Genomic DNA, 23,561 nt, shown 5'->3' with positions numbered 1-23,561 from the left:
AAAGGGAAGATGATGGCAGAACTAACGATCAGCCCCGATGAGATCCGTGGCGCTCTCCAGGACTTCGTGAAGTCCTATGAGCCGAACAAGACATCGACGACCGAGGTCGGCTACGTCACCACGGCCGGTGACGGTATCGCCCACGTTGAGGGTTTGCCCGGCGTGATGGCCAACGAGCTCATCAAGTTCGCCGACGGCACCCTGGGCTTGGCCCAGAACCTCGACGAAGATGAGATCGGTGTTGTTGTGCTCGGCGAGTTCGCCAGCGTTGTCGAGGGCATGGAGGTTCACCGCACCGGTGAGGTTCTCTCCGTTCCCGTCGGTGACGCCTTCCTGGGCCGCGTCGTCGACCCGCTTGGCGCCCCGATCGATGGTCTCGGCGAGATTGTCAGCGAGGCTCGCCGTGCCCTCGAGCTGCAGGCTCCCGGTGTCATGCACCGTAAGAGCGTGCATGAGCCGATGCAGACCGGTATCAAGGCCATTGACGCCATGATCCCGATCGGCCGTGGCCAGCGCCAGCTCATCATCGGTGACCGCCAGACCGGCAAAACCGCCATCGCGATCGACACCATCATCAACCAGAAAGCCAACTGGGAGTCCGGCGACACGACGAAGCAGGTTCGCTGCATCTATGTCGCCATCGGTCAGAAGGGCTCCACCATCGCTTCGGTGAAGGGTGCGCTCGAGGATGCCGGAGCGATGGAGTACACTACCATCGTCGCCGCTCCCGCCTCTGACCCGGCCGGCTTCAAGTACCTCGCGCCGTACACTGGTTCGGCTATCGGCCAGCACTGGATGTACGCAGGCAAGCACGTTCTCATCGTCTTCGACGACCTGTCCAAGCAGGCCGAGGCCTACCGTGCCGTGTCGCTGCTGCTGCGTCGCCCGCCGGGACGCGAAGCGTACCCCGGAGACGTGTTTTACCTGCATTCTCGTCTGCTCGAACGTTGCGCCAAGCTGTCCGACGCCCTCGGCGCCGGGTCGATGACCGGTCTTCCGATCATCGAGACCAAGGCCAATGACGTTGCCGCCTACATTCCGACCAACGTGATCTCGATCACCGACGGCCAGATCTTTCTGCAGTCCGACCTGTTCAACGCCAACCAGCGTCCTGCTGTCGACGTGGGTATCTCGGTCTCCCGCGTCGGTGGCGATGCGCAGGTCAAGTCGATCAAGAAGGTGTCGGGAACGCTCAAACTTGAGCTGGCTCAGTACCGCTCGCTCGAAGCCTTCGCGATGTTCGCCTCCGACCTCGACGCGGCCAGCCGTCGCCAGCTCGCCCGTGGTGCTCGTCTGACCGAACTGCTGCGTCAGCCTCAGTATTCGCCGTACCCCGTTGAGGATCAGGTCGTCTCGATCTGGGCCGGCATCAACGGCAAGCTGGACGAGGTGCCCGTTCCCGATGTGCTGCGTTTCGAGCGCGAGCTGCTTGACTTCCTTGGGCGCAACACTGAGATCTTGAAGAATCTGCGCGAGACCAACGTTCTCTCCGACGAGACCGTTGCCGCTCTGACCGCTGGTGTCGACAAGTTCAAGCTCGAGTTTCAGACCGGCGAGGGCAAGCCGCTCGCCTCGGTCGGCAAAGAGAAGTTTGAGGCCATTGCCGCCGAAGACGTCAACCAGGAAAAGATCGTCAAGCACCGCCGCTAGTCGCTGATCCGACTTACGGCGCCACTGATCTCATCAAACTGAAAGACAAGGAAGCAGACACATGGGAGCGCAACTTCGCGTCTACCGGCAGAAGATCAAGTCTGCCCAGACGACCAAGAAGATCACTCGGGCCATGGAGCTGATCTCCGCCTCGCGCATCCAGAAAGCGCAGGCGCGAGTCGCTGCGTCAACCCCGTATTCGCGTGCAGTGACACGTGCCGTTTCGGCCGTGGCGACGTACTCGAACGTCGAGCACGTGCTCACCACCGAGCCGGAGAAGATCGAGCGCGCAGCGGTCGTCATTTTCGCCTCCGATCGCGGCCTGGCCGGTGCGTTCAGCTCGCAGGTTCTGCGTGAAGCGGAGTCGCTCAGTGAGCTGCTGCGCGGCCAGGGCAAGGACGTCGTCTACTTCTTGGTTGGCCGCAAGGCCATCGCGTACTTCACCTTTCGGGGCCGCACGTCTGAGCGAGTCTGGACCGGCGGCACCGATCAGCCACAGTTCGAAACGGCCAAGGAAATCGGCGAAGCCCTGCTCGAGTCGTTCCTGACGGACTACGCCGATGGCGGCGTCGATGAGATTCACATCGTCTACAACCGATTCGTGAGCATGGTCACCCAGGTTCCAGAAGTCATTCGGCTGCTTCCGCTCGAGGTCGTTGAGGGTGTTGAAGAACCGGGTAACAGCACGGTTCTTCCGCTCTATGAGTTCGAGCCCGACGTGGAAACGGTTCTGGACAGCCTCCTCCCGGTCTACATCGAGAGTCGCCTGTACAACGCCATGTTGCAGTCGGCGGCTTCCGAGCACGCGAGCCGTCAGAAGGCGATGAAGTCGGCCAGCGACAACGCCGACAAGCTGATCACGGACTACACACGGTTGTCGAACAATGCGCGTCAGTCCGAGATTACCCAGCAGATTTCCGAGATCGTGGGTGGAGCCGATGCGCTCTCATCCGCCAAGAAGTAACCAGAGAAGAGAGAGCAATGACTGACACCGCAACCGCGCCAGTCCGCGCGGAGGATACGGCCGGCTCTGTTGGCCGCATCGCCCGTGTCACGGGCCCCGTGGTCGACATCGAGTTTCCGCATGACTCGATCCCCGGCATCTACAACGCCCTGAAGACCACGATCACCATCGGCGATGAGTCGAACGAGATCACCCTCGAGGTTGCTCTGCACCTCGGCGACGACCTGGTTCGTGCCATCGCGCTCAACCCGACCGACGGACTCGTCCGCGGCCAGGAAGTGCGAGACACCGGCAGCCCGATCACGGTTCCGGTCGGAAACGTCACCAAGGGCAAGGTCTTTAACGTCATCGGCGATGTGCTGAACGCCAAGCCGGGCGAGAAGATCGAGATCACGGAGCGCTGGCCGATCCACCGCAAGCCGCCGCCCTTCGACCAGCTCGAGTCCAAGACTCAGTTGTTCGAAACCGGCATCAAGGTCATCGACCTCCTGACGCCGTATGTTCTCGGTGGAAAGATCGGTTTGTTCGGTGGTGCCGGAGTCGGCAAGACCGTCCTCATCCAGGAAATGATCCAGCGCGTTGCGCAGGACCACGGTGGAGTGTCGGTGTTCGCCGGTGTCGGCGAGCGTACCCGTGAGGGCAACGACCTCATCGCCGAGATGGAAGAAGCCGGCGTCTTTGACAAGACCGCTTTGGTTTTCGGTCAGATGGACGAGCCGCCGGGAACGCGTCTGCGCGTGGCCCTCTCTGCCCTCACCATGGCTGAGTACTTCCGCGACGTGGAGAAGCAGGACGTCTTGCTCTTCATCGACAATATCTTCCGTTTCACGCAGGCCGGGTCAGAGGTGTCGACCCTCCTGGGCCGTATGCCTTCCGCCGTGGGCTACCAGCCCAACCTGGCCGACGAGATGGGCATCCTGCAGGAGCGCATCACGTCGACCCGTGGCCACTCGATCACGTCCCTTCAGGCGATCTACGTTCCCGCCGACGACTACACTGACCCGGCTCCGGCGACCACGTTCGCGCACCTCGACGCCACGACCGAGCTGTCGCGTGAAATCGCGTCGAAGGGCCTCTACCCGGCCGTCGATCCGCTCACTTCGACCAGCCGTATTCTCGACCCCCGCTATCTGGGTTCCGATCACTACAACACGGCCGTTCGCGTCAAGGCCATTCTGCAGAAGAATAAGGAACTCCAGGAGATCATCGCGATCCTCGGTGTTGACGAGCTCTCTGAAGAAGACAAGGTCACGGTTTCTCGTGCGCGTCGCATTCAGCAGTTCCTCTCTCAGAACACCTACATGGCGAAGAAGTTCACCGGTGTTGAGGGCTCCACGGTTCCGCTGAAGGACACCATTGAGTCCTTCACGGCGATCGCCAATGGTGACTTCGACCACGTGGCCGAGCAGGCTTTCTTCAACGTCGGTGGCATCAACGACGTTGAAGAGAAGTGGGCTCAGATTCAGAAAGAGAACGACTAAACATGGCAAAGTCGCTGTCCGTCAGCGTGGTGTCGGCCGACCAACAGGTTTGGACCGGCGAAGCGACGATGGTTGTCGCCAAAACCGTCGAAGGCGAGATCGGTATTCTTGCCGGTCACGAACCGATGTTGGCGATTCTGGCCGTTGGCGATGTTCGCCTCACTCTGACCGATGGTTCCAAGGTCGTTGCGAAGGCTGAAGATGGCTTTCTGTCCGTCGACAACGACATTGTGACCGTCGTGGCTCGCAAGGCTGAACTCGTCAGTTCCTAGCAACGTACAGAACACCTTTGCTGATACTGCTTCCGCCGTCGGAGACGAAACGCTCCGGCGGCGAAGCTGTACCCCTGGACTGGTCGCTCCTGGCTTATCCGGTACTGAGCGTCAAGCGCCGGTCCCTCGCACGGTCACTGGTGAGCCTGTCCCGGCATCCGGAAGCGGCGATGGCCGCCCTGAAACTCGGTCGTACGCAGCTGTTCGAACTAGACCGCAACCGCGAGCTTCTGCGGTCGCCGACCATGCCCGTCATTGATCGTTACACGGGGGTGCTCTTTGATGGGTTGGACGCTGCCACTCTGACGGCCCTGCAGCGCGAGTTCGCGCATGCCCACCTTGTGGTGCATTCCGCGCTTCTCGGGCCGATCACCGCCTTGGACCCGATTCCGGCCTACCGTCTGTCGCACGACTCGCGGGTGCCGGATCTGACTTTGAACAAGCATTCGCTCAAACAACACTGGTCGGCTGACGTGCAGAAGCTCCTCGGCCATACCGAGGGCCTGCTGCTCGATCTGCGCTCGGAGGCCTACGTCGCCCTCGGCGCCCGACCGGTGCGGCCCGACTCGATTTACCTACGGGTTGTCGCCGACGCCGGCGACGGCCAGAGACGTGCCCTCAACCACTTCAACAAAAAGTCCAAGGGGGAATTCGCGCGGGCCCTGATCGACAACGGGCAGGACTTTGGGGCTGTTGCTGAGCTGATCGACTGGGCCCGATCGGTCGGTATCAGCCTGACACCCGGTGCGCCCGGCGAACTTCAGCTGCTCGTCGAGCAGCACTTGGCCAGCAATGGCCGGCCGGCGACGTCGACGATCTACACGGCACGGTAACGCAGAAGCATCCTCGGGAGCGGGCTAGCGATGCATGATGCTCTCGTGATCGAGTAGCCAGGCTTTGGTAGGGATTCCCTGACCAGCGCTGTAACCGGTGATGCGGCCCGTGGTCGCGAGCACGCGGTGGCAGCCGATGATGATCGGCACCGGGTTGGCGCCGACGGCTCCGCCGATGGCGCGGCCCGACCCGAACCGCCCGATGTCGCTGCCGAGCGCACCGTATGAGATGACCTCGCCGAAGCCCAGAGTTGAGAGGCGAGCCCACACGCTGCGTTGAAAATCGGTGCCGCGGGTCAGGTGCACCGGAAGATCGAAGGAGTGTCGGGTGCCGGCGAAATACTCATCCAGCTGCTTGGCCGCCCGTTGGAGTACCGGGGAGGGGTTCTCGGCGGATTCTTCGAGCGGAAGGTGACCGTCGGTTTCGATCGAGAGTGAGAGGATGCCGTCATCATCGGCGGTTAGTTCAAGCCGCCCGAGGGGGCTCGGTAACCGAAGAAGCGCGGGAGGCGTGGTGGTCATATTTCGACTGTAGCCGCACCCGCATGAGCGCCCTCGCGGGTTTCGGACTTCGATGCCGAACGTCGGCAACGGTGCAGCTGTGCAGGAGACGGTCGGTTTGCGCCGAGCCGCCCGAACGGTCCTAGTCTAAAGGGGTGGCTCAGATTGAATATCGCAGACTTGGCTCCTCCGGACTGACCGTTTCAACGATCGGACTGGGTTGCAACAACTTCGGCCGCAGGGGTACGGCGTCGGAGGGACAGGATGGCACGACCGCCGTCATTGATGCGGCCTTCGAGGCCGGGGTCACTCTCTTTGACACGGCAGACATCTATGGCGCCGAGCGAGGGCTGAGTGAGACCCTGATGGGTCACTCGCTGCGCGGCAAACGCGATCAGATCGTGCTCGCGTCCAAGTTCGGCATGGACATGGGCGGGCTGAACGGTCCGGACTGGGGTGCGCGTGGCTCGCGCCGGTACATCCGTTTGGCTGTTGAGGCATCCCTTCGACGCCTGCAGACCGACTGGATCGACCTGTATCAGCTGCACGTGGCCGATTCATTGACACCGATCGAGGAAACGCTTTCCACGCTCGATGATCTCATTACCGAGGGTAAGATTCGTTACATCGGCCACTCCAATCTGGCCGGCTGGCAGATCGCGGAGGCGGAGTTCACTGCGCGAATGAACGGGCATCCCAAGTTCATCTCGAGCCAAAACGAGTACAGCCTGCTGGTGCGCGATGTCGAAGAAGAGGTCCTTCCGGCCGTCACTGCTTACGGCCTGGGTTTTCTACCGTTCTTCCCCCTCTATAACGGGCTGTTAACCGGCAAGTTCTCCCGCGCGGGCGGACCAGCCGACAGCCGCATCATGATGATCCGGCGTCACCTCGCTGACCATGCTCCGTGGGACGTGATCGAGCAGTACCAGCAGTGGTGCGACGCGCGTGGCGTGAGCATGCTCGTAGCGACGTTTGCCTGGCTGCTCGCCCAGCCCGGACTCACGAGTGTGATCGCCGGCGCGACCAAACCCGAACAGATCCGTCAAAATGCCAGCGCCGCCGCTGCATGGCAGCCGAGCGCCGACGAGGTGGCCTACATTTCGGAGCTCTTTGCCTGAACGCCTCATGTGAAGTTTTGCAATAAATCGTTGATTTTTGCGCACGGCGCAATACTTCGGACGGCGCAATACTTCGCACGTCGACGCATCGGAAAGAGTGCACTATTGCATCGAAGGTAGCTGTGCCGACCCATCCGGTCTGGGGCGGTGTTTATGCACGCATCCAGACGGTTCAGTAGGAGAGTTTCGTGCTTTGGTCCTTGCTCGTGAGCTATCTGCGGCCGTACTTGCAACTGCTCACCGGGGTGTTCGTCTTTCAATTGGCCTAGTCGATCGCGTCCCTCTTTCTACCCACTCTGAACGCCGACATCATCGACGAGGGCGTCGCTACCGGCGACACCGGCTACATTCTGCGTGTTGGCGGCTTGATATTGCTCATCACCCTCGCCCAGATCGGGTGCGCGATCGTCGCCGTGTACTTTGGTGCCAAGGTGGCGACGAAAGTCGGCCGGGACCTGCGCGGGGCGGTCTTCAGCCGGGTGGGCGAGTTCTCCGAGCAGGAGGTCACCCGGTTCGGCGCGCCATCGCTGATCACTCGCTCCACCAATGACGTGCAGCAGGTACAGATGCTCGTGCTCACAACCTGCACGTTGCTCGTCTCCGCGCCCATTCTCAGCATCGGCGGCGTGATCATGGCGATCCGTCAGGATGTACAACTGTCTTGGTTGATCGCGGTGAGCGTGCCCATATTGCGCATCGCGGTGGGACTCATCGTCGTAAGAATGGTTCCGCTGTTTCGCAAGATGCAGACTCGCATCGACATCGTGGGCCGGGTGCTGCGGGAACAGCTCACGGGCATCCGCGTCGTGCGGGCGTTTGTGCGGGAAGACGTGGAAATCGCCCGTTTCGCCAAGGCCAACCAGGACGTTACCGACGTGGCCCTGAGCTCGGGCCGGCTGATGGCGCTCATGATGGCCACGTTCATGGCCGTGATGATTCCGCGTTCCGCCGTCTCGGCCGACCGCATCGGCGAAGTGCTGGCCACCGCGTCGAGTGTCGTGCCGCCGGCGAACCCGATAAACGTGCCAGTCGGCCACGGCGAGCTCGAACTGCTCGACGTGGGCTTCGCCTATCCCGGCGCCGAACAGCCGGTGCTGCGTAACGTGAGCTTCATCGCTCGCCACGGCGATCATCGGCAGCACGGGGAGTGGCAAAACCACCCTAGTGAACCTGTTGCCGCGGCTGTTCGACGCCACAAGCGGTTCCGTTCTGGTAGACGGCGTGAATGTGCGCGAGTTGAACCCCGAACTGCTCTGGGGCAATATCGGTCTCGTACCGCAAAAGCCGTACCTGTTCTCCGGCACCGTGCGTAGCAACCTGCTCCACAGCAAACCGGATGCGACAGAAGAGGAACTTTGGCAGGCGCTCACCATCGCCCAGGCCCGCGACTTCGTCACAGAGATGGACGGCGCACTCGATGCCCCGATCACGCAGGGCTGCACCAATGTGTCTGGCGGCCAGCGACAGCGCCTCGCCATTGATTGGGACCTGGTGAAACGACCGAACCTCTACATTTTCGACGACTCGTTCTCGGCGCTCGACCTCACGACGGATGCCCGGCTGCGGCTCGCGCTCAAACAGAGCACCGACGGAGCCACCATGGTCATAGTCGCCCAGCGGGTATCGAGCATCATCGACGCCGACCAGATCCTGGTCCTTGAAGACGGCCGTATCGTCGGCCGAGGAACTCACGAACAGCTGCTCGAGTCCAACACGACCTACCAGGAAATTGTGTCATCCCAGCTCGCCGCGGAGGAAGCAGCGTGAGCGAGACGCGCGCTGATGACAAGCCGTTGCCGCGCCCACAGCGCGGCGGCGGGCCCTTCGGAGGGATGAATCTGCCGGCCGAGAAATCCCTGAATTTCACGGTCTCGGGCAAACGACTGCTGGGCCAGCTGCGACCGGAACACCTGTGGCTCGCGCTCGTGTTCGCCCTCGCTGTGATCAGCGTGACCTTCTCGGTGCTTAGGCCGCGCCTGCTGGGCGAGGGCACCAACCTGATCTTTTCCGGCGTGGTGTCGAAATCGCTGCCGAGCGGCAGCAGTCAAGCCGACGCGATCGCAGGGCTGCGGGCATCCGGTGACAGCACGCAGGCCGACATGCTCAGCGGCATGACGCTCACGCCTGGGCTCGGCATCGACTTCGACTTCGACTTCGACTTCGCCATGCTCTCCGCCTTCCTGTTCTGGGCGCTCGCACTCTACATACTCTCGAGCGTGTTCAGTTGGATGCAGGCCTACGTGCTCAACGGAGTCGTGCAGCGCACCGTCTACCGGCTGCGCGAAGAGATCGAGGCGAAAATCAATCGCCTGCCGCTGAGCTATTTCGATAAGAAACCGCGCGGTGAACTGCTCAGCCGGGTCACCAACGACGTCGACAATATCTCGCAGAGCCTTCAGCAGGCGCTTAGCCAGGTAGTCACAAGCCTGCTCACAGTGATCGGTGTCATCGTGATGATGCTCATCCTCTCGCCCCTGCTCGCCCTGATTGCGCTCGTCACCGTGCAGCTCACCCTCGTGATCACCGCCTTCATCGCCAAGCGTTCGCAGAAACTGTTCGTCGCCCAGTGGGCGAACACCGGGGAGCTGAACGGTCAGATCGAGGAGACCTTCACCGGCAATGACCTTCATTGGCTACCTCGTCTACGTAGCCATCGCGGTCGTCGGTGGCCTGCAGGTCGCCTCCGGTGCCATGCAGCTCGGTGACGTGCAGGCGTTCATTCAATACTCCCGCCAGTTCACCCAGCCACTCGCGCAGCTCGGGTCGATGGCCAACCTGCTGCAGTCGGGCGTGGCCTCCGCTGAACGAATATTTGACCTGCTCGATGCCGCGGAGCAGAGCGAAGACGCGGACTCGGTGGAGGCCCCCGCTGAGGTACACGGCCGTCTGGTCTTCGAAAACGTCTCGTTTCGATACACCGAGGACAAACCGCTGATCGAACAACTCAGCCTCGTTGCCGAACCCGGGCAGACTATCGCGATCGTCGGCCTGACCGGGGCCGGCAAGACCACCCTCGTGAACCTCATGATGCGGTTCTACGAGATCAACTCCGGGCGCATCCTGCTCGACGGCGTTGACGTAGCGACCATGACCCGGCACGACCTGCGCAGCCGCATAGGAATGGTGCTGCAGGACACCTGGGTGTTTGGCGGCACCATCCGCGACAACATCGCCTACGGCCGACCGGATGCGACGGAGCAGGATATTCGCGCTGCCGCCGCCGCCACCTACGTGGATCGATTCGTGCACTCGCTTCCGGACGGATATGACACCGTGCTCGACGACGAGGGAGGCAACGTTAGCGCGGGGGAGATACAGCTGCTCACCATTGCCCGAGCATTCTTGGCCAAGCCGAGCGTGCTCATCCTCGACGAGGCAACGAGTTCGGTCGACACGCGCACCGAGGTGCACGTGCAAAAGGCGATGAGCGCGTTGCGGGCCGAACGCACCATCTTTGTCATCGCACACCGGCTGTCGACCATTCACGACGCCGACCTGATTCTCGTGATGGAGTCTGGCCGCATCGTGGAGCAGGGCAAGCATGTGCACTTGCTCACCGCGAACGGTGCCTACCAGGCGCTGTATGCGGCGCAGTTCGCGGCCCCGGTCGCCGACGAGGTGTAAAGCGTCTCCTCTACAGGGGGCCTGCCGCCGAGGTGATCCCCAGATACGCGCTCAGCAGCGGCGGGTTTGCGCGCGACCGGGCACAGTGGCGGCATGCAACCAACCCGTGTTAAAGCCCAGAAGACCCAGGACTTTCTGGCACTTGTTCCCCAGCTGCTCGGGTTTCTGCCCGAGACCAGCGCGGTTCTCGTCGCGTTTCGCGGCAATCGCACCTGCGGCGCCTTGCGCTTCAACCTGCCCGAGGATGGCGCATCGCAGAAGGTGTACAAACGCATCGCCACGACACTGGCCGGGATGCTCTGCAAAATTCCCGGCGTCGACGCTGTCGTTCCCGTCATCTACACGGAAGACTCCTTCGTCGAAGCTCGCGGAATCCCACGTGAGGGTTTTGCGGAGATATTGAACCGGCGGCTCGAGCTCAGCGGTTTTCTGTTGCGTGATTCTCTCTGCGTGTCAGTGGATGCCTGGGGCAGCTATCTCGATCCGCAGTGCCCGGCGGGCGGACATCCGCTCAGCGATATTGCCGAGTCTCCACTGAACCACGAGGTGGCCGACCAGGCTGAGCGACCGCTCGGCACGCTGCAGAACGGCGCGGAACCGGTCGGCGTTAATCTGGCCACCAAAGAACGCCTCGCCAGGGTCTACCGGCGTTACCACCGCCTGATCGCGCGGGCCGAAAATGCCCCGGAGTTGTTTCCTACCCTCGGCGCGCTGCTCGACCCGGTCGCGATCGCGGAGGAAGCGCTGACCTGGAGCAACCCGCCCACCGAGGACGACGCAGCAGCGCTGCTCGTGCTCGTGCAGTCGCCGCCTAATCGCGACCAGATCATGGTGCAGTTCGCCTTCGGCCGCGAGGAAGGCGTGCGCGCCCATGCGGTGAACCAGCACTATGCCCGGCTGCAGCAGAAAACTGGGCGCAGCCTCGACGATATCGTCGCGGAAGAGATGGACTCCGGGGATGCGAGCGCCCAGCATACCGGGGACATTATGCTCGGGCTGCAGCAGGAACGACCGGATGTCGACCGGATCCGGATGGCCATCACCTTGCTGCGCACCGTGGTTGCGATGGCGCCGCATTCGGCCAGGCCGGCGCCGCTTTGCATGCTGGCTTGGCTATCCTGGGCTCTCGGCAGTGGCTCGGTGGCCGGAATCTTTGTAGACCAGGCGCTCGGCATCGACCCTCAATACAGTACGGCGAACCTGCTGGAAGTGCTGCTCGAATCGGGACACCTGCCGGAGTGGGCGTTCGCGATGCCGCGCCAGGACGACGAGACGAGCGACGATCTCGGCTACGAAAACGACGAAGACTTTGGCGAAGACGCCACGCTCAGCGACGACGCTCTGTGGGCTTTCGAGAGCGAGCACAACGAAGACGACGACGAGGTGCGGGCCGCCGGCGGTTGAGGCGGGTGCGGCCAGACGGCGACCCGATCGCGCATCCAATTGGAGGCGAGACCGGGTCGCAGTGAATGAACTACATGTGCTTCGGTGCCTCCGAGAGCACGCCGCGCAGAATCTCGCCGATCTCGGCGAATTCCTTCGGGCCCATGGTCAGCGGGGGTGCGAGCTGGATGACCGGGTCGCCCCGGTCATCGGCGCGGCAGTACAGGCCGGCTTCATACAGCGCCTTAGATAGGTAGCCGCGCAGCAGGCGTTCAGACTCTTCGTCGTTGAACGTCTCCTTGGTGCCCTTGTCCTTGACCAGCTCGATGCCGAAGAAATAGCCGGCACCGCGCACGTCACCGACGATCGGCAGGTCGAGCAGCTTCTCGAGCTCTTTGCGGAACAACGGCGAGTTCTCGCGCACGTTCTCATTGAGCTTTTCCTCCTCGAAGATGTCGAGGTTAGCCAGGGCGACGGCCGAAGAGACGGGGTGGCCGCCAAAAGTATAGCCGTGATAAAACGTCGTATCGCCGTGCTTGAACGGTTCGTAAATACGGTCGCTGATGATGGTCGCGCCGATCGGTGAGTATCCGCTCGTCATGCCCTTAGCACAGGTGATCATGTCGGGCTGAATGTCATAGGTCGTTGAGGCGAACATGTTGCCGATGCGACCGAAAGCTGTGATGACCTCATCGGCGACCAGGAGCACGTCGTACTTGTCACAGATCTCCCGCACGCGCTTGAAATAGCCGGGAGGCGGCGGGAAGCAGCCGCCGGAGTTCTGGACCGGTTCGAGGAACACGGCGGCTACGGTCTCTGGTCCTTCGAACTCGATCATCTCTTCGATGCGGTTGGCGGCCCACTGACCGAACATCTCGAGGTTGTCGCCGAGGCCAAGGCCCGGGCTCATTTCGTCGGCTCGGTAGAAGTTGGTGTTGGGAACACGGAAGCCGCCGGGGGTGACCGGCTCGAACATTTCCTTCATTGCCGGAATGCCGGTGATGGCCAGCGCACCCTGCGGGGTGCCGTGATAGGCGACGTTGCGGGAGATGACCTTGTGCTTGGTCGGTCGCCCCATCAGCTTCCAGTAGTACTTGGCGAGCTTGAACGCGGTTTCGACGGCTTCGCCGCCGCCGGTCGAGTAGAACACGCGGTTGAGGTCGCCGGGCGCGTAAGAGGCGAGGCGGTCAGCGAGCTCGATCGCGTTCGGGTGGGCGTACGACCAGATCGGAAAGAATGCGAGTTCTTCGGCCTGCTTAGCGGCGACCTCGGCCAGACGCTTGCGTCCGTGTCCGGCGTTGACGGTAAACAATCCGCTCAAGCCGTCGATGTACTGCTTGCCCTGGGAATCCCAGATGTGGTGGCCCTGGCCCTTGACGATGATGGGCACTCCAGCGCCGGATTCCATCACGGACTGACGGGAGAAGTGCATCCAGAGGTGATCCTTGGCCTTTTGCTGCAACTCGGCGTTGTGTGCGTCGCTGAAGGCAACTGGTGAATCGATGGGTGTGGTGAGTGTCATTTTCTTTACCGTGTTCCCCAGTTATAGAACTGTTTGTGGAGTTTGAGATAAACGAAGGTCTCGGTGGAAAGAACCCCATCGAGATTGCGGATCTTGGAGTTGAGCAGTTCAAGTAATTCGTCGTCGTCTTCGCAGACGACTTCGGCGAGAATGTCAAAGGTGCCGGCCGTGAGTACGACGTAGTCGACGGCATCAATCGCTGCGAGCTGTTCGGCGAGAATCCGGGTGTCGGCCGAGGCTCGAATGCCGATCATCGCCTGGCGAAAGAAGCCCAGCTGCATCGGGTCGGTGACGGCGACAACCTGCATGACGCCGGAATCGGTGAGCTTTTGCACTCGCTGCCGCACGGCCGCCTCGCTGAGGCCGACAGCTTTGCCGATCTCCGCGTACGACCGACGTCCGTCGACCTGCAGTTGTTCGATGATCTTCTTCGACACATCGTCGAGCTGGGCCGGCTTGGGCGGGTGACCACGCCTTTGTCCATTCATGCATCGATTGTGTCAGTCAAAATGCACTTCAGCAAGTGAATCCGTAGCAGTCTTCGCAAAACACTGCGGATTTCATTTGTGAATCTGGGTGCGTATTAAACCGAAATAGATACACTGGGCCGCATGAGCGCCCCCGAACTACGCAACTTCATCAATGGCCAATACTCTGATTCGACGTCGACGGAACGGTTCGACCTGATCGATCCGGCGACCGAAACGGTCTATGCCAGCAGCCCGGTCTCGAACACGACCGACGTCGATGCTGCATACCGAGCCGCGGCATCCGCTTTTGAAATTTGGGGAGAAACAACCCCGGCGGTACGGCAGCTCGCGCTGTTTCGCATAGCGGATGCCATGGAGACGCGTGCCGAGGAATTCGCAGACGCCGAGTCGCTCGACACCGGCAAGCCGCGCTCGACCCTCGTTGACGACGAGATTCTGCTCTCGGTCGACCAGATTCGTTTCTTCGCCGGAGCAGCCCGCAATCTGGAGGGCCGCGCGGCCGGTGAGTATCTGACCGACCACACCTCGTTCATTCGCCGCGAACCGATCGGTGTCGTCGGTCAGGTCACGCCCTGGAACTACCCGCTGAACATGGCGGTCTGGAAATTCGCACCCGCGCTCGCCGCGGGCAATACGACCGTGCTCAAGCCCTCCGACACGACGCCGAGCGCGACGCTCCTGCTCGCCGAGATCGCCGCGGAGTTTCTGCCGAAGGGCGTGCTCAACGTGATCACCGGTGACCGCACGACCGGTGCGGCCATGATCGACCACAAGACTCCCCAGCTGGTATCGATCACCGGATCGGTGCGGGCCGGTATGGCCGTCGCTGAAGCCGCCTCACATGATCTCAAACGAGTGCACCTCGAACTTGGTGGCAAGGCACCGGTGATCGTTTTCGACGACGCAGATATCGAGCTCGCCGTGGCCGGCATCGTTGCCGCCGGCTTCTTCAACGCCGGCCAGGACTGCACCGCTGCGACCCGGCTGCTCGTGCAGGCCGGAATTCACGACGAATTCGTCGCCGCGCTAGCCCTCTACGCTCGGGAGAACGCGCGCACTGGAGCTCCCAGCGAGCAGGGAGTCTTGTTCGGCCCGGTCAACAACGCCAACCAGCTCGCTCAGGTCTCCGGTTTCGTCGACCGGCTGCCCGACCACGCAGTGCTCGAACTCGGCGGTCATCGTGTCGGCCAGGCCGGCTATTTTCACGAAGCGACCATCGTCAGCGGACTGCTGCAGACCGACGAGGCCGTGCAGCACGAGATTTTCGGCCCGATGATGACCGTGCAGTGTTTCACCGACGAGGCCGAGGCGCTGCGCTGGGCGAACGACGTGCAGTATGGTCTTGCGTCGTCGGTGTGGACGCAAGATCACGGTCGGGCGATGCGCTTTGCCAAGCACCTCGACTTCGGGTGCGTCTGGATCAACACCCACATACCGATCGTTGCCGAGATGCCGCACGGCGGTTTCAAGCACTCCGGGTACGGCAAGGACCTCTCGATGTATGGCTTCGAGGATTACACCCGGATCAAGCATGTGATGAGCTACATCGGACACTAGGCCGGTACGGTGTCAACGGACGGTGACGTTATTATGGTTCGAGTCCTTCGGTGAACGTTGGAACGGCGGGGCCGGCTTCGCGCCCCACACTCGGAAGGCACTACCCGTGACCCAGATTGGTCAAGGTTCGACCGAATTTCGTGTCGAACTGCCCAGCGTTGGAACGACGCTAACGCTGGCGTGGGCTGCCCTGACCGACGTTGGTCATCGCCGAGAGGTCAACGAAGACAGCCTGCTCGCCGCGCCGCCGCTGTTCGCCGTCGCTGACGGTATGGGTGGGCATTCGGCCGGCGATGTCGCCAGTGCCGCCGTCGTCAACCGGCTGGCCGAGCTATCCGGAACGCTCGTTGCCGAGGCCGGTTCGATTGACCGGGCCCTCGTGCTCGCCGTCGACGATATGGCGCAGGGTGTCGGAGTCACCGACCAGGGCACCGGAACAACGGTGACCGGGGTTGCACTGGCCCTGGTCTCGGATGCCGTCAGTTGGATCGTCTTCAACATCGGCGACTCCCGGGTTTATCAGTTGTTCAACGGTGTACTCGAGCAGGTCACCAACGACCACTCGGTCGTGCAGGAACTCGTCGATGCCGGGCGCATTACCCGCGAAGAGGCCGACGTACACCCGCACAGCAACATCATCACCCGGGCAGTCGGCTTTCACGAACCGCCCATTCCTGACTATCGCATTCTGCCGATTCAGGCCAGCACGCGCATCCTGGTTTGCTCAGACGGGCTCACCAAGGAACTGACCTCGTACGGTATCCGTCATTTTTTACTCGAGAAGAAGCTGGCAGCGGACGCCGTCTCCGCGATGGTCGAGGCGGCCCTCGAAAACGGTGGTCGCGACAACGTCACCGCGATCGTGGTTGACGTGCTCGCAGTCGAACCCTACGAGGCGCCGGAAGCCTGATCGCACTGGGCGCGGAGTCGAACGCTTACGTGATCGTGATGGCCGAACCGCTCACGATGATTCCGCCGGTTCGCGGGATATCGACGGTGAGCAGGCTCGGCCGCCCGATATGACTGCCCTGGTGGACCAGCACGCGCGTTGGCCCGTCGACGAGTGCCAGTTCGCGCAGATACCCGCCCAGCGCGGCCGCGGCCGAGCCGGTAGCGGGGTCTTCGAGTATTGTACCAACGGGAAACAGGTTGCGGGCGGCGAATATATTCGGGGCCAGTGCGAAGAGCGTGGTGACCGTGCCGGTCCAGTTCTGCTCTTCGATCAGGCTGGCCATCGGTTCGACGTCGAACTGGAACGTGTCGAACGTCGTCTGGTTGGCGAAAACCAGAATCGGATGCCAATTTCCCGCAAAGGCAACCTGCGGCGCATACTGGGGATCCAAGTCGCCCCGGCCGATGCCGAGCAGATCCAGCAGTCGATCAAGGACTCCGTCGGAAAAATCGGCCAACCGCGGTTCCACACTCGTGAACGACGCGATGATGGCACCCTCGTTTAGTGTGGTCGTGATGACGATGACACCAACTGCCGTCTCGAACCGGAGAGTTCCCACGCCGTCGCGGGTCGCCAGGGCGATCGCTGTGGCGATAGTGGCGTGACCGCAGAAGGGCACCTCGGCGAGTGGGGAAAAGTACTTGATGCGGGCGTGTCGTTGGTCGCCGTCGATGGCAGGTTCGGTCAGAAATGCTGTTTCGGCATACCCGACTTCCGTGGCAATGTCCTGCATCTGCCCATCATCGAGATTCCGAGCGTCGAGGAGCACGCCGGCCGGGTTGCCGCCGCCGGGCTCGGCCGCGAATGCGGCGAGGCGCAGCAGGGATGGCGGAAGAGTCATGCCTTCAATCTAGGGCAGTGTCTTCCTCACATCGTGGTGCGAGAACCGGATCGCCAAGGAATGGCACGTTCGGGTCCGCTCACCCTACGCCACCGACTCCACCAGTCCCACCCATGAGTATTCCGTGGAACTCCGTCTGGAATATTGACAACCCCCACTTCCCAACCGTTCTGATTACCGGGTGAAGTGATTGATCAGATCATGCCATCAGTACACGCAGCGCCAGTGTAGACCAAGCGGTGAACTGGCCTGCATTGCGCTGCGGTTCGGTGGGGGCATTTTTTGCTAGATGGCATGCACAGCTATTAGGTCTCGCCGACTACCTGCTCGATGTTGATAGTCATGACGCAACCACCGAGTGTTCCGGCAGTGCAGCAAGACGCGCAGTCCTTACGCGGTGTGCTGCCCATGCTGATCCTGAGCCAATTGCACCGCGCCGAATCGTACGGCTACGAACTCGTTGTGCGGCTGCAAGACATTGGTCTCAGTGACCTCGCGACCGGCACCGTCTACCCGGTGTTGTCACGGCTGGAGCAGGACGGCTCGCTCACGAGCCGCCTGGTCGCGTCGACAGCGGGACCCGCCCGCAAATACTACACACTCAGCCCGGCGGGAAAGGAAGCCCTCAAGCTTTCGACTGCTCGATGGCGCTACCTGGTTGCGATCGTGCACATGGGCCTCGGTCCCATCCCGACAGATGAACCAGACCAGCCAGAATCACTCCGGGAGGAACCGAAATGAAAACCCAAACCACCCAGACCCGATCCGCGTTCGGAGTCTGGCGTCGCCGGGAGTCCTACCTGTTTCGGCTCGACCTCTGGCTCGAAGAATTGGTGTCGATGCGCGAACGCCGATCGATCCTGCGTGAGATTCGCGGCAACATCAAAGTGGATGCCGCCGCCCGCGACATCGACACCACCCTCGACTCGCTCGGCCCACCGCGCACCCTGGCCCGAAGTTTCGCCGAAACCAACCGCAGCAACCGGCCATTCTGGAATCGGGCTATCTACTGGTTCACCGGCCTCCTGCTTCTCTGGTTCACCCTGTCCTTCTTCTACACGGCCGGCATGTTGTCGGCACTGCTGTCCTCCGGAGCGCATTCGGCCGAGTCTTACTTCCTCGGGCTGCCGGTCTCGGCGTTCAACCGCGAGTCCGGAATCGGGATCGGTCGCCGATAGCCGGCGCAGGCAATCGCGTATTATAGAACGAGTGAATGAGACCTTGCCCCCGTGCCCTGAATGCTCCAGCGACCTGACCTACGAAATGGGCGCGCTGCTGGTTTGCCCGCTCTGCGCCCACGAATGGTCGAACGAACCGGTTGAAGAAGAGCAGGAAGCCGTCGTCAAAGACGCCTTCGGCACCATCCTGATCGACGGCGACACCGTGTCGATCATCAAGGACCTCAAGGTCAAGGGTCAGGCCCTGTCGATCAAGGTCGGCACTAAGGTGCGCAACATTCGATTGGTCGACCCGGTTGACGGACACGACATCGACTGCAAGGTCGATGGTTTTGGTTTCATGCAGCTCAAGTCCAGCTTGGTCAAGAAGGTTTAAGTGAGCCGGTCGTGACGTGTCAGATTTGCGGTGCCTGGCTGCCGGTTGGTGCCATGTTTTGCGGCGAGTGCGGTAGCTCTCGATCGGCTACCGTGGAATCGCGTAAGCGCCCGGATCCGCGCCCGAACGACACGACCATCATCGCGCGCCTTCCGCGAAAGGCAGCGATCATCTCCGTTCCGATTCCCGCACTCGTGCCCGTTCCGGTGCGCGCGGCCGCCGCCGTTACGAACGATCCCCCCGCAGCATCGACGCTGCCGAGCAGCAGGACCTTCGTTTTGACCTTCAGCACCGGTCAGAAAGTGACCGTCCAGGGGTCGGGCCTGATCGGGCGCAAGCCTCTGCCGCAACCTGACGAGATCTTCGACGACCTTATTCGGGTAGTGGATGCCGACCGCTCGGTCTCCAAGACTCACCTCGAGTTCGGCCAGCACGACGGCGAGTTCTGGGTCAGTGACCGGGTCTCCGGCAATGGCACCGTAATTCGCCGGCCCGGCGAAACGGCCGAGCCGCTCGAACCGGGACGACGCTACGTGCTACCGCACGGTACGCGGGTCGAAATCGCCGACCACTCGTTCACCGTCGCCTGAGCCGTTTGCCGTGGCGGGTTGCTCCTCCACCAGGCACCCAAACGCGGATTACGCACGGATAGCTCTCGCCCGCCCCACGCGGAGCCGATCCTCTGGTCTGCTGGTGCTGTGTCGACCGTTGACGAGAACCTCAGCCTGCCGCCGGCGTCCTCCGCGGCGCCACCGGCCGGATTTCCGCTTCTCGCCACTGTGGCACCACTGGCTGCCGCCGGCCTGATCTGGTCGATCACCGGGTCAGCGTTCGCACTGATCTTCGCCGTGCTCAGCCCGCTCATCGCGGTGGCCAGCATGGTCGACTCGCGGCGCGCCGGGCGCAAACGCCGCCGGACCGAAACTGCCGCACAGGCCGACGCCGTCGCGGTGCTTCGGGTGGCGATCACCGAACGCCAGGCCCGCTGGAGGGAGGACGCCTGGCAGCAGACTCCCTCGGCCAGGGACATCGTGCTCGGCCGTGCCTCCGCCGCGCGCTGGCGGCAAACGGATGCCACGCTCGTCACCCTGGGCTGTGGCCCGGCACCGAGTGGCATTCGGTTGGGCGGGGCGACAGCTCCGAACGACCATCGAGAACTTCGTGACTGGGCCGCGATCATCACCGACGCTCCGATCGTCGTCGACCTGACGCACGGACTCGGCATCGTCGGGGCTGCACCTCTTCCCGAAGCCCTGGCCCGGGCGGTGCTCGTGCAGCTGTGCTTCGCACTGCCCCCGACCGACGTCGGCCTGGACCTGGATACCGGCCCCGAGTGGGAGTGGGCAGCCGCGTTTCCACACGACGACGTGCGACCAGCAACTCGGCACATCGTGCTGCATCAGGCGACGTCGGGAACATCGGCACGCACCGCGCGCGACCGCGGCCAGGGGCGACTGTTGGTCGCCGTTGCGACCCGGCTCGACGATCTGCCGCCGGGGTGCGGAACCGTTGTGCGGGTGATCGGTCCCGGCCGAGCGCAGCTGGTCCGGTCGCCGAATCGGGCGCCGGCCATCGATTTCTTCCCGGAACTGCTGACCAGGGCCGCGGCCACCGACTTTGCAGCGGCGCTCACCCGCCAGGCCAGCGACGCCGGCCTCGTCACCTCGGCCGGGGCGATCCCGGTCGGCGTTACCCTGACAGACTTACTCACGGCAGGCGGCAGCGCAACCGCCGACCCGGCGTCGGTTGCCCCGACCGGCCTGGGTTGCGTGATCGGAGTCGGACCAGCTGGGCCGGTACTCATCGATCTAGTGCGAGCCGGACCGCACGCCATCGTGGGCGGCACGACCGGCAGCGGCAAGAGTGAGCTCTTGACGACCTGGGTGGCGTCCCTGGCCGCTGTGCATTCAGCGGAACAGGTGAATTTCTTACTCGTTGATTTCAAGGGCGGCGCCGCATTTGCGCCCCTCAGCCGGCTTCCGCACTGCGTCGGGCTCATCACCGATCTCGATTCCCAGACGGCTGCCCGCGCCCTGGCCAGTCTGGGGGCCGAACTGCGCTTCCGAGAGCGGATGCTCAGCACTGCTGGCGCGCGGAATCTGACCGAGCTGGAGCATCCGCTGCCCCGACTGGTCATCGTTGTCGATGAATTCGCGGCCATGCTCGGGGCCTTTCCGGAGCTGCACGCCCTGTTCGTCGACATTGCTGCGCGCGGGCGGTCGCTCGGCGTGCACCTGATCTTGTGCACTCAACGACCGGCCGGGGTGGTGCGCGATGCCCTGATGGCCAATGCAGCCTGCGCCTTTCGCTGCGGGTCAATAACCGGGCTGACAGCCAGGCCGTGATCGGAACGGATGCTGCGGCCACGCTGGATCCAAATCAACCCGGTCGGTGCGTGATCGCCACCGATACCGTCGAGCCGGTGCTCTGCCAGGTCGCCTCGACCGGGGAGAGCGACATTCTGGAGATTGCGGCGCGTTTCTCCGGCGGTACTGCACCGCGGCGCCCGTGGCTGAATGCGCTGCCGACGCTGGTGACCGAGGCCGATCTGCGCCGGTTCACCGTCGAGGGTGTCCCGGCTCCCGGCTACCCCCTCGGTGTGCTCGACGAGCCCGACAGCCAGCGGTACCGCGTGTTCGCCTACGCCCCCGAGATTGACGGTCACCTGCTCGTCGTGGGCGGGTCCGGCTCGGGCAAGTCCACGCTGCTGTGCACCATCGCCCGGGTGGCCGAACGCGAGCGTGGTGCCCAAATCGCCATTGAATTAGTGAACGCCGACGTCGAGTCGACCTGGGACGCATTGGAACGGGTGAGCATGCGCATTGAAAGCGGACAGCAGACCACAGCGCTGCCGCGACTGTTGCTGCTCGACGACTTCGATTCGGTTTCGGCGCGCTGGCAGCCGGATCATCGACTAGCCGCCGCCGATCTGCTCACTGGATTACTGCGCGATGGCCCTGCCGCCGGCGTGCACCTCGTCGTCGCCGTGCAGCGGCTGACCAGCGCGGTTCCCGGACTCGCTTCCCTCTGCCCGAGCACCCTGTTGCTCAAACTTTCCAGCGTGCAGGATCATCTCGCCGCCGGCGGGCTGTCGGCCAACTACCACGCCTCCCTGCCGGCCGGTGGGGGAGTCTGGCACAACACCTGCGTGCAACTGCTGGCTCCGGTGCCCGTGCAGGTGCAACTCACCCCGCTCGCCCGATCGACTCCGCAGCTGCCCGACCACGGCCCGCTGCTTGTCGTATCGTCGTCACCGGCGCGCACCGCCGCGCGACTGCGCGCTGTGCTGAGGGTGCCGGTGGTGGAGCTGGCGGGAACGACCGGGCCGACAGCATCCGCCCTGATCAGCGTCGAAACCGGTCAAACGGATGCTCCCGGCCGGCTGGTCGTCGTCGGTGACGCCGAAACCTGGCAGGCACACTGGACCCTGCTGACTCGGCTGCGTGGCCAGATTACAAGTGGGCAGACTGCACGCGGTCGGCTCAACGGCGGGCCGGCCAGCATCGTATTCGATCGGTGTGGCCTGTCCGATTTTCGGATGGTCAGTCACCGCCGTCAGTTGCCGCCACCGCTGGCTCCCGGGCGCGGCCGAGTCTGGGTGCTGCACCCCGATGGCGACGTGACTCGGGCGGTCCTGCCGGAACCGGACGGCAGCTTGGCGAGCGGCTAGGCCAGCACCTCGGCGAGCTGCCGGTGCGTCATCCCGTGGGCGAGCGCGACCGGGGGACTGATCAGGCGGCCGCCGAACACGTTGAGTCCCTGCGCCAGCGCGGCATCGGCGCGCAGTGCATTCACCCAGCCGAACGTGGCGAGGGCGCGCACGTACGGCAGGGTCGCATTCGTCAAGGCATAGGTCGAGGTGTGCGGCACAGCGCCGGGCATATTGGCGACACAGTAGAACAAGGATCGGTGCACGGTGAAGGTGGGGTCGGCGTGAGTGGTCGGATGGCTGTCAGCAAAGCAGCCGCCCTGGTCAACGGCGATGTCCACGAGCACGCTGCCCGATTTCATGCGCGACACCAGCTCGTTGCTGACCAGCTTGGGTGCCTTGGCACCAGGAATCAGCACCGAACCGATGACCATATCGGCCTCCATGACGGCTTTGTCGATCTCGAAGCTATTCGAGGCGATGGTCTTGACCCGACCGAAGTGCAGGGCGTCGATCTCACGCAGCCGAAACAGATTCGTGTCGAGCACGGTCACCTCCGCGCCGAGGCCGAGCGACACCTGCATCGCAGCGGTTCCGGCGACACCGCCGCCAAGCACGGCGATCTTGGCCGGATGCGTGCCGGGAACGCCGGGCACCAGCAGACCCGGGCCACCGTTCGGTTTGAGCATGGCATTGGCACCCACGATCGGTGCGAGGCGACCGGCGACATCGCTCATGGGCGCGAGCAGCGGAAGCGCACGGGAGGGTAACTGCACGGTTTCGTAGGCGATCGCGGTGACCTGACTCACAAGCAGCGCCCTCGTCAGGTCGGGTTCGGCGGCGAGGTGCAAATAGGTGAACAGCACCAGATCGTCCCGAAAATAGCCGTACTCGCTCGCTATCGGTTCTTTCACCTTGAGCAGGAGGTCGGCGGCCGCCCAGACGCTCGCGGCGTCCGGCAGAATCGTCGCACCGGCCGAGCGATACTGCTCATCGCTGATCGAGGAACCCGCCCCAGCCCCGGCCTGCACGACCACATCGTGACCGTGCAACACAAGATCGTGCACCCCCGCCGGGGTGATCGCGACCCGAAATTCATTATTCTTGGTCTCGGTGGGAACTGCGATTCTCATGGTGTCCCTCTCTCGCTCCTGGCCACCACCCTAGTC

20 protein-coding genes and 2 pseudogenes are annotated in these 23,561 nt (G+C 63.1%); 17 read left to right on the top strand and 5 right to left on the bottom strand.

The window, feature by feature from the left end; genetic code table 11:
* Positions 1-12 precede the first annotated feature (12 nt).
* The 5 genes from atpA to CXY73_RS07135 all read left to right on the top strand — a co-directional run bounded on the left by atpA (position 13) and on the right by CXY73_RS07135 (position 5,200).
* Positions 13-1,650 (top strand): F0F1 ATP synthase subunit alpha, encoded by a 1,638-nt coding sequence (gene atpA, locus CXY73_RS07155; RefSeq protein ID WP_104140059.1) that lies wholly within the window; start codon positions 13-15, stop codon positions 1,648-1,650.
* A gap of 61 nt (positions 1,651-1,711) precedes the next feature.
* Positions 1,712-2,614, top strand: coding sequence for a F0F1 ATP synthase subunit gamma (locus CXY73_RS07150; protein WP_104139939.1), 903 nt, complete (start codon positions 1,712-1,714; stop codon positions 2,612-2,614).
* Between the two features lie 17 nt (positions 2,615-2,631).
* Positions 2,632-4,095: a F0F1 ATP synthase subunit beta gene (gene atpD / locus CXY73_RS07145; protein WP_104177292.1), complete on the top strand. Its 1,464-nt coding sequence runs from the start codon at positions 2,632-2,634 to the stop codon at positions 4,093-4,095.
* Positions 4,096-4,097: 2 nt separating this feature from the next.
* Positions 4,098-4,367, top strand: a complete 270-nt coding sequence (locus tag CXY73_RS07140) for a F0F1 ATP synthase subunit epsilon (RefSeq protein ID WP_104177291.1) — start codon at positions 4,098-4,100, stop codon at positions 4,365-4,367.
* Positions 4,368-4,384: 17 nt separating this feature from the next.
* Complete coding sequence (locus CXY73_RS07135) at positions 4,385-5,200, top strand: YaaA family protein (RefSeq protein ID WP_104177290.1); 816 nt, start codon at positions 4,385-4,387, stop codon at positions 5,198-5,200.
* A gap of 24 nt (positions 5,201-5,224) precedes the next feature.
* Here the strand turns inward: CXY73_RS07135 and CXY73_RS07130 are convergent, their stop codons facing one another.
* A complete protein-coding gene (locus CXY73_RS07130; RefSeq protein ID WP_104139927.1) occupies positions 5,225-5,722 on the bottom strand; it encodes a methylated-DNA--[protein]-cysteine S-methyltransferase in 498 nt (165 codons plus the stop codon).
* A 134-nt stretch (positions 5,723-5,856) separates the two neighbouring features.
* On the opposite strand from CXY73_RS07130, the gene CXY73_RS07125 reads away from it, so the two are divergent.
* The 4 genes and pseudogenes from CXY73_RS07125 (at position 5,857) to CXY73_RS07110 (ending at position 11,847) form a co-directional block, all read left to right on the top strand.
* A complete protein-coding gene (locus CXY73_RS07125; protein ID WP_104139925.1) occupies positions 5,857-6,819 on the top strand; it encodes an aldo/keto reductase in 963 nt (320 codons plus the stop codon).
* 188 nt (positions 6,820-7,007) lie between these two features.
* A pseudogene (locus tag CXY73_RS07120) lies at positions 7,008-8,586 on the top strand (ABC transporter ATP-binding protein).
* Positions 8,587-8,651: 65 nt separating this feature from the next.
* Positions 8,652-10,443, top strand: a pseudogene (locus CXY73_RS07115) (ABC transporter ATP-binding protein).
* A gap of 93 nt (positions 10,444-10,536) precedes the next feature.
* Entirely contained in the window at positions 10,537-11,847 is a 1,311-nt protein-coding gene (locus tag CXY73_RS07110) for a DUF4192 domain-containing protein (protein WP_104177289.1), read from the top strand.
* A gap of 70 nt (positions 11,848-11,917) precedes the next feature.
* Here CXY73_RS07110 and CXY73_RS07105 read toward each other — a convergent pair whose 3' ends face one another.
* Together CXY73_RS07105 and CXY73_RS07100 are read right to left on the bottom strand one after the other, a co-directional pair.
* Positions 11,918-13,348 carry an aspartate aminotransferase family protein gene (locus tag CXY73_RS07105; RefSeq protein WP_104139919.1) on the bottom strand — a complete coding sequence of 477 codons (1,431 nt, stop codon included), beginning with the start codon at positions 13,346-13,348 and terminating at the stop codon, positions 11,918-11,920.
* Between the two features lie 5 nt (positions 13,349-13,353).
* Positions 13,354-13,836 carry an Lrp/AsnC family transcriptional regulator gene (locus CXY73_RS07100; RefSeq protein ID WP_092448738.1) on the bottom strand — a complete coding sequence of 161 codons (483 nt, stop codon included), beginning with the start codon at positions 13,834-13,836 and terminating at the stop codon, positions 13,354-13,356.
* Positions 13,837-13,959: 123 nt separating this feature from the next.
* Here CXY73_RS07100 and CXY73_RS07095 point away from each other — a divergent pair, with 123 nt between their 5' ends.
* Both CXY73_RS07095 and CXY73_RS07090 read left to right on the top strand, forming a co-directional pair.
* Positions 13,960-15,396 (top strand): gamma-aminobutyraldehyde dehydrogenase, encoded by a 1,437-nt coding sequence (locus CXY73_RS07095; protein WP_104139916.1) that lies wholly within the window; start codon positions 13,960-13,962, stop codon positions 15,394-15,396.
* Positions 15,397-15,502: 106 nt separating this feature from the next.
* The gene (locus tag CXY73_RS07090; RefSeq protein WP_104177288.1) at positions 15,503-16,306 is read left to right on the top strand and encodes a protein phosphatase 2C domain-containing protein; all 804 of its coding nucleotides are present in this window, start codon (positions 15,503-15,505) and stop codon (positions 16,304-16,306) included.
* A gap of 25 nt (positions 16,307-16,331) precedes the next feature.
* Here CXY73_RS07090 and CXY73_RS07085 read toward each other — a convergent pair whose 3' ends face one another.
* Positions 16,332-17,189, bottom strand: coding sequence for a PhzF family phenazine biosynthesis protein (locus tag CXY73_RS07085; protein ID WP_104139911.1), 858 nt, complete (start codon positions 17,187-17,189; stop codon positions 16,332-16,334).
* 342 nt (positions 17,190-17,531) lie between these two features.
* Here CXY73_RS07085 and CXY73_RS07080 point away from each other — a divergent pair, with 342 nt between their 5' ends.
* From CXY73_RS07080 to CXY73_RS07055, 6 genes are all read left to right on the top strand, one after another.
* Positions 17,532-17,930 carry a PadR family transcriptional regulator gene (locus tag CXY73_RS07080; RefSeq protein WP_104139908.1) on the top strand — a complete coding sequence of 133 codons (399 nt, stop codon included), beginning with the start codon at positions 17,532-17,534 and terminating at the stop codon, positions 17,928-17,930.
* Complete coding sequence (locus CXY73_RS22660; protein ID WP_104139905.1) at positions 17,927-18,367, top strand: hypothetical protein; 441 nt, start codon at positions 17,927-17,929, stop codon at positions 18,365-18,367. Before CXY73_RS07080 ends, CXY73_RS22660 begins: the two co-directional genes overlap by 4 nt.
* 31 nt (positions 18,368-18,398) lie before the next feature.
* Positions 18,399-18,743 carry a zinc ribbon domain-containing protein YjdM gene (locus CXY73_RS22655; protein WP_104139902.1) on the top strand — a complete coding sequence of 115 codons (345 nt, stop codon included), beginning with the start codon at positions 18,399-18,401 and terminating at the stop codon, positions 18,741-18,743.
* Between the two features lie 92 nt (positions 18,744-18,835).
* Entirely contained in the window at positions 18,836-19,333 is a 498-nt protein-coding gene (locus CXY73_RS07065) for an FHA domain-containing protein (RefSeq protein ID WP_233198192.1), read from the top strand.
* 108 nt (positions 19,334-19,441) lie between these two features.
* On the top strand, positions 19,442-21,088 hold the full coding sequence (locus CXY73_RS07060; RefSeq protein ID WP_104177287.1) for an FtsK/SpoIIIE domain-containing protein: 1,647 nt from the start codon (positions 19,442-19,444) through the stop codon (positions 21,086-21,088).
* Entirely contained in the window at positions 21,085-22,413 is a 1,329-nt protein-coding gene (locus CXY73_RS07055) for a hypothetical protein (RefSeq protein ID WP_104177286.1), read from the top strand. The genes CXY73_RS07060 and CXY73_RS07055 overlap by 4 nt, the downstream gene beginning before the upstream one ends.
* Here CXY73_RS07055 and ald read toward each other — a convergent pair.
* Positions 22,410-23,525: an alanine dehydrogenase gene (gene ald, locus CXY73_RS07050; RefSeq protein WP_104177285.1), complete on the bottom strand. Its 1,116-nt coding sequence runs from the start codon at positions 23,523-23,525 to the stop codon at positions 22,410-22,412. The genes CXY73_RS07055 and ald overlap by 4 nt on opposite strands.
* Between the last annotated feature and the right edge of the window lie 36 nt (positions 23,526-23,561).

The organism is Cryobacterium sp. Y50 (genome assembly GCF_002929805.1).
Classification (GTDB): Bacteria; Actinomycetota; Actinomycetes; order Actinomycetales; family Microbacteriaceae; genus Cryobacterium.
The sequence above is the reverse complement of the archived record's forward strand: the minus strand, read 5'-3'. Positions and strand labels throughout refer to the sequence as shown.

Bases quoted from the DNA above. Each gene is read 5' to 3' on its own strand.
- atpA (WP_104140059.1), top strand. From the start codon at position 13: ATGGCAGAACTAACGATCAGCCCCGATGAGATCCGTGGCGCTCTCCAG.
- CXY73_RS07150 (WP_104139939.1), top strand. From the start codon at position 1,712: ATGGGAGCGCAACTTCGCGTCTACCGGCAGAAGATCAAGTCTGCCCAG.
- atpD (WP_104177292.1), top strand. From the start codon at position 2,632: ATGACTGACACCGCAACCGCGCCAGTCCGCGCGGAGGATACGGCCGGC.
- CXY73_RS07140 (WP_104177291.1), top strand. From the start codon at position 4,098: ATGGCAAAGTCGCTGTCCGTCAGCGTGGTGTCGGCCGACCAACAGGTT.
- CXY73_RS07130 (WP_104139927.1), bottom strand. From the start codon at position 5,722: ATGACCACCACGCCTCCCGCGCTTCTTCGGTTACCGAGCCCCCTCGGG.
- CXY73_RS07110 (WP_104177289.1), top strand. From the start codon at position 10,537: ATGCAACCAACCCGTGTTAAAGCCCAGAAGACCCAGGACTTTCTGGCA.
- CXY73_RS07105 (WP_104139919.1), bottom strand. From the start codon at position 13,348: ATGACACTCACCACACCCATCGATTCACCAGTTGCCTTCAGCGACGCA.
- CXY73_RS07100 (WP_092448738.1), bottom strand. From the start codon at position 13,836: ATGAATGGACAAAGGCGTGGTCACCCGCCCAAGCCGGCCCAGCTCGAC.
- CXY73_RS07095 (WP_104139916.1), top strand. From the start codon at position 13,960: ATGAGCGCCCCCGAACTACGCAACTTCATCAATGGCCAATACTCTGAT.
- CXY73_RS07085 (WP_104139911.1), bottom strand. From the start codon at position 17,189: ATGACTCTTCCGCCATCCCTGCTGCGCCTCGCCGCATTCGCGGCCGAG.
- CXY73_RS07080 (WP_104139908.1), top strand. From the start codon at position 17,532: ATGACGCAACCACCGAGTGTTCCGGCAGTGCAGCAAGACGCGCAGTCC.
- CXY73_RS22660 (WP_104139905.1), top strand. From the start codon at position 17,927: ATGAAAACCCAAACCACCCAGACCCGATCCGCGTTCGGAGTCTGGCGT.
- ald (WP_104177285.1), bottom strand. From the start codon at position 23,525: ATGAGAATCGCAGTTCCCACCGAGACCAAGAATAATGAATTTCGGGTC.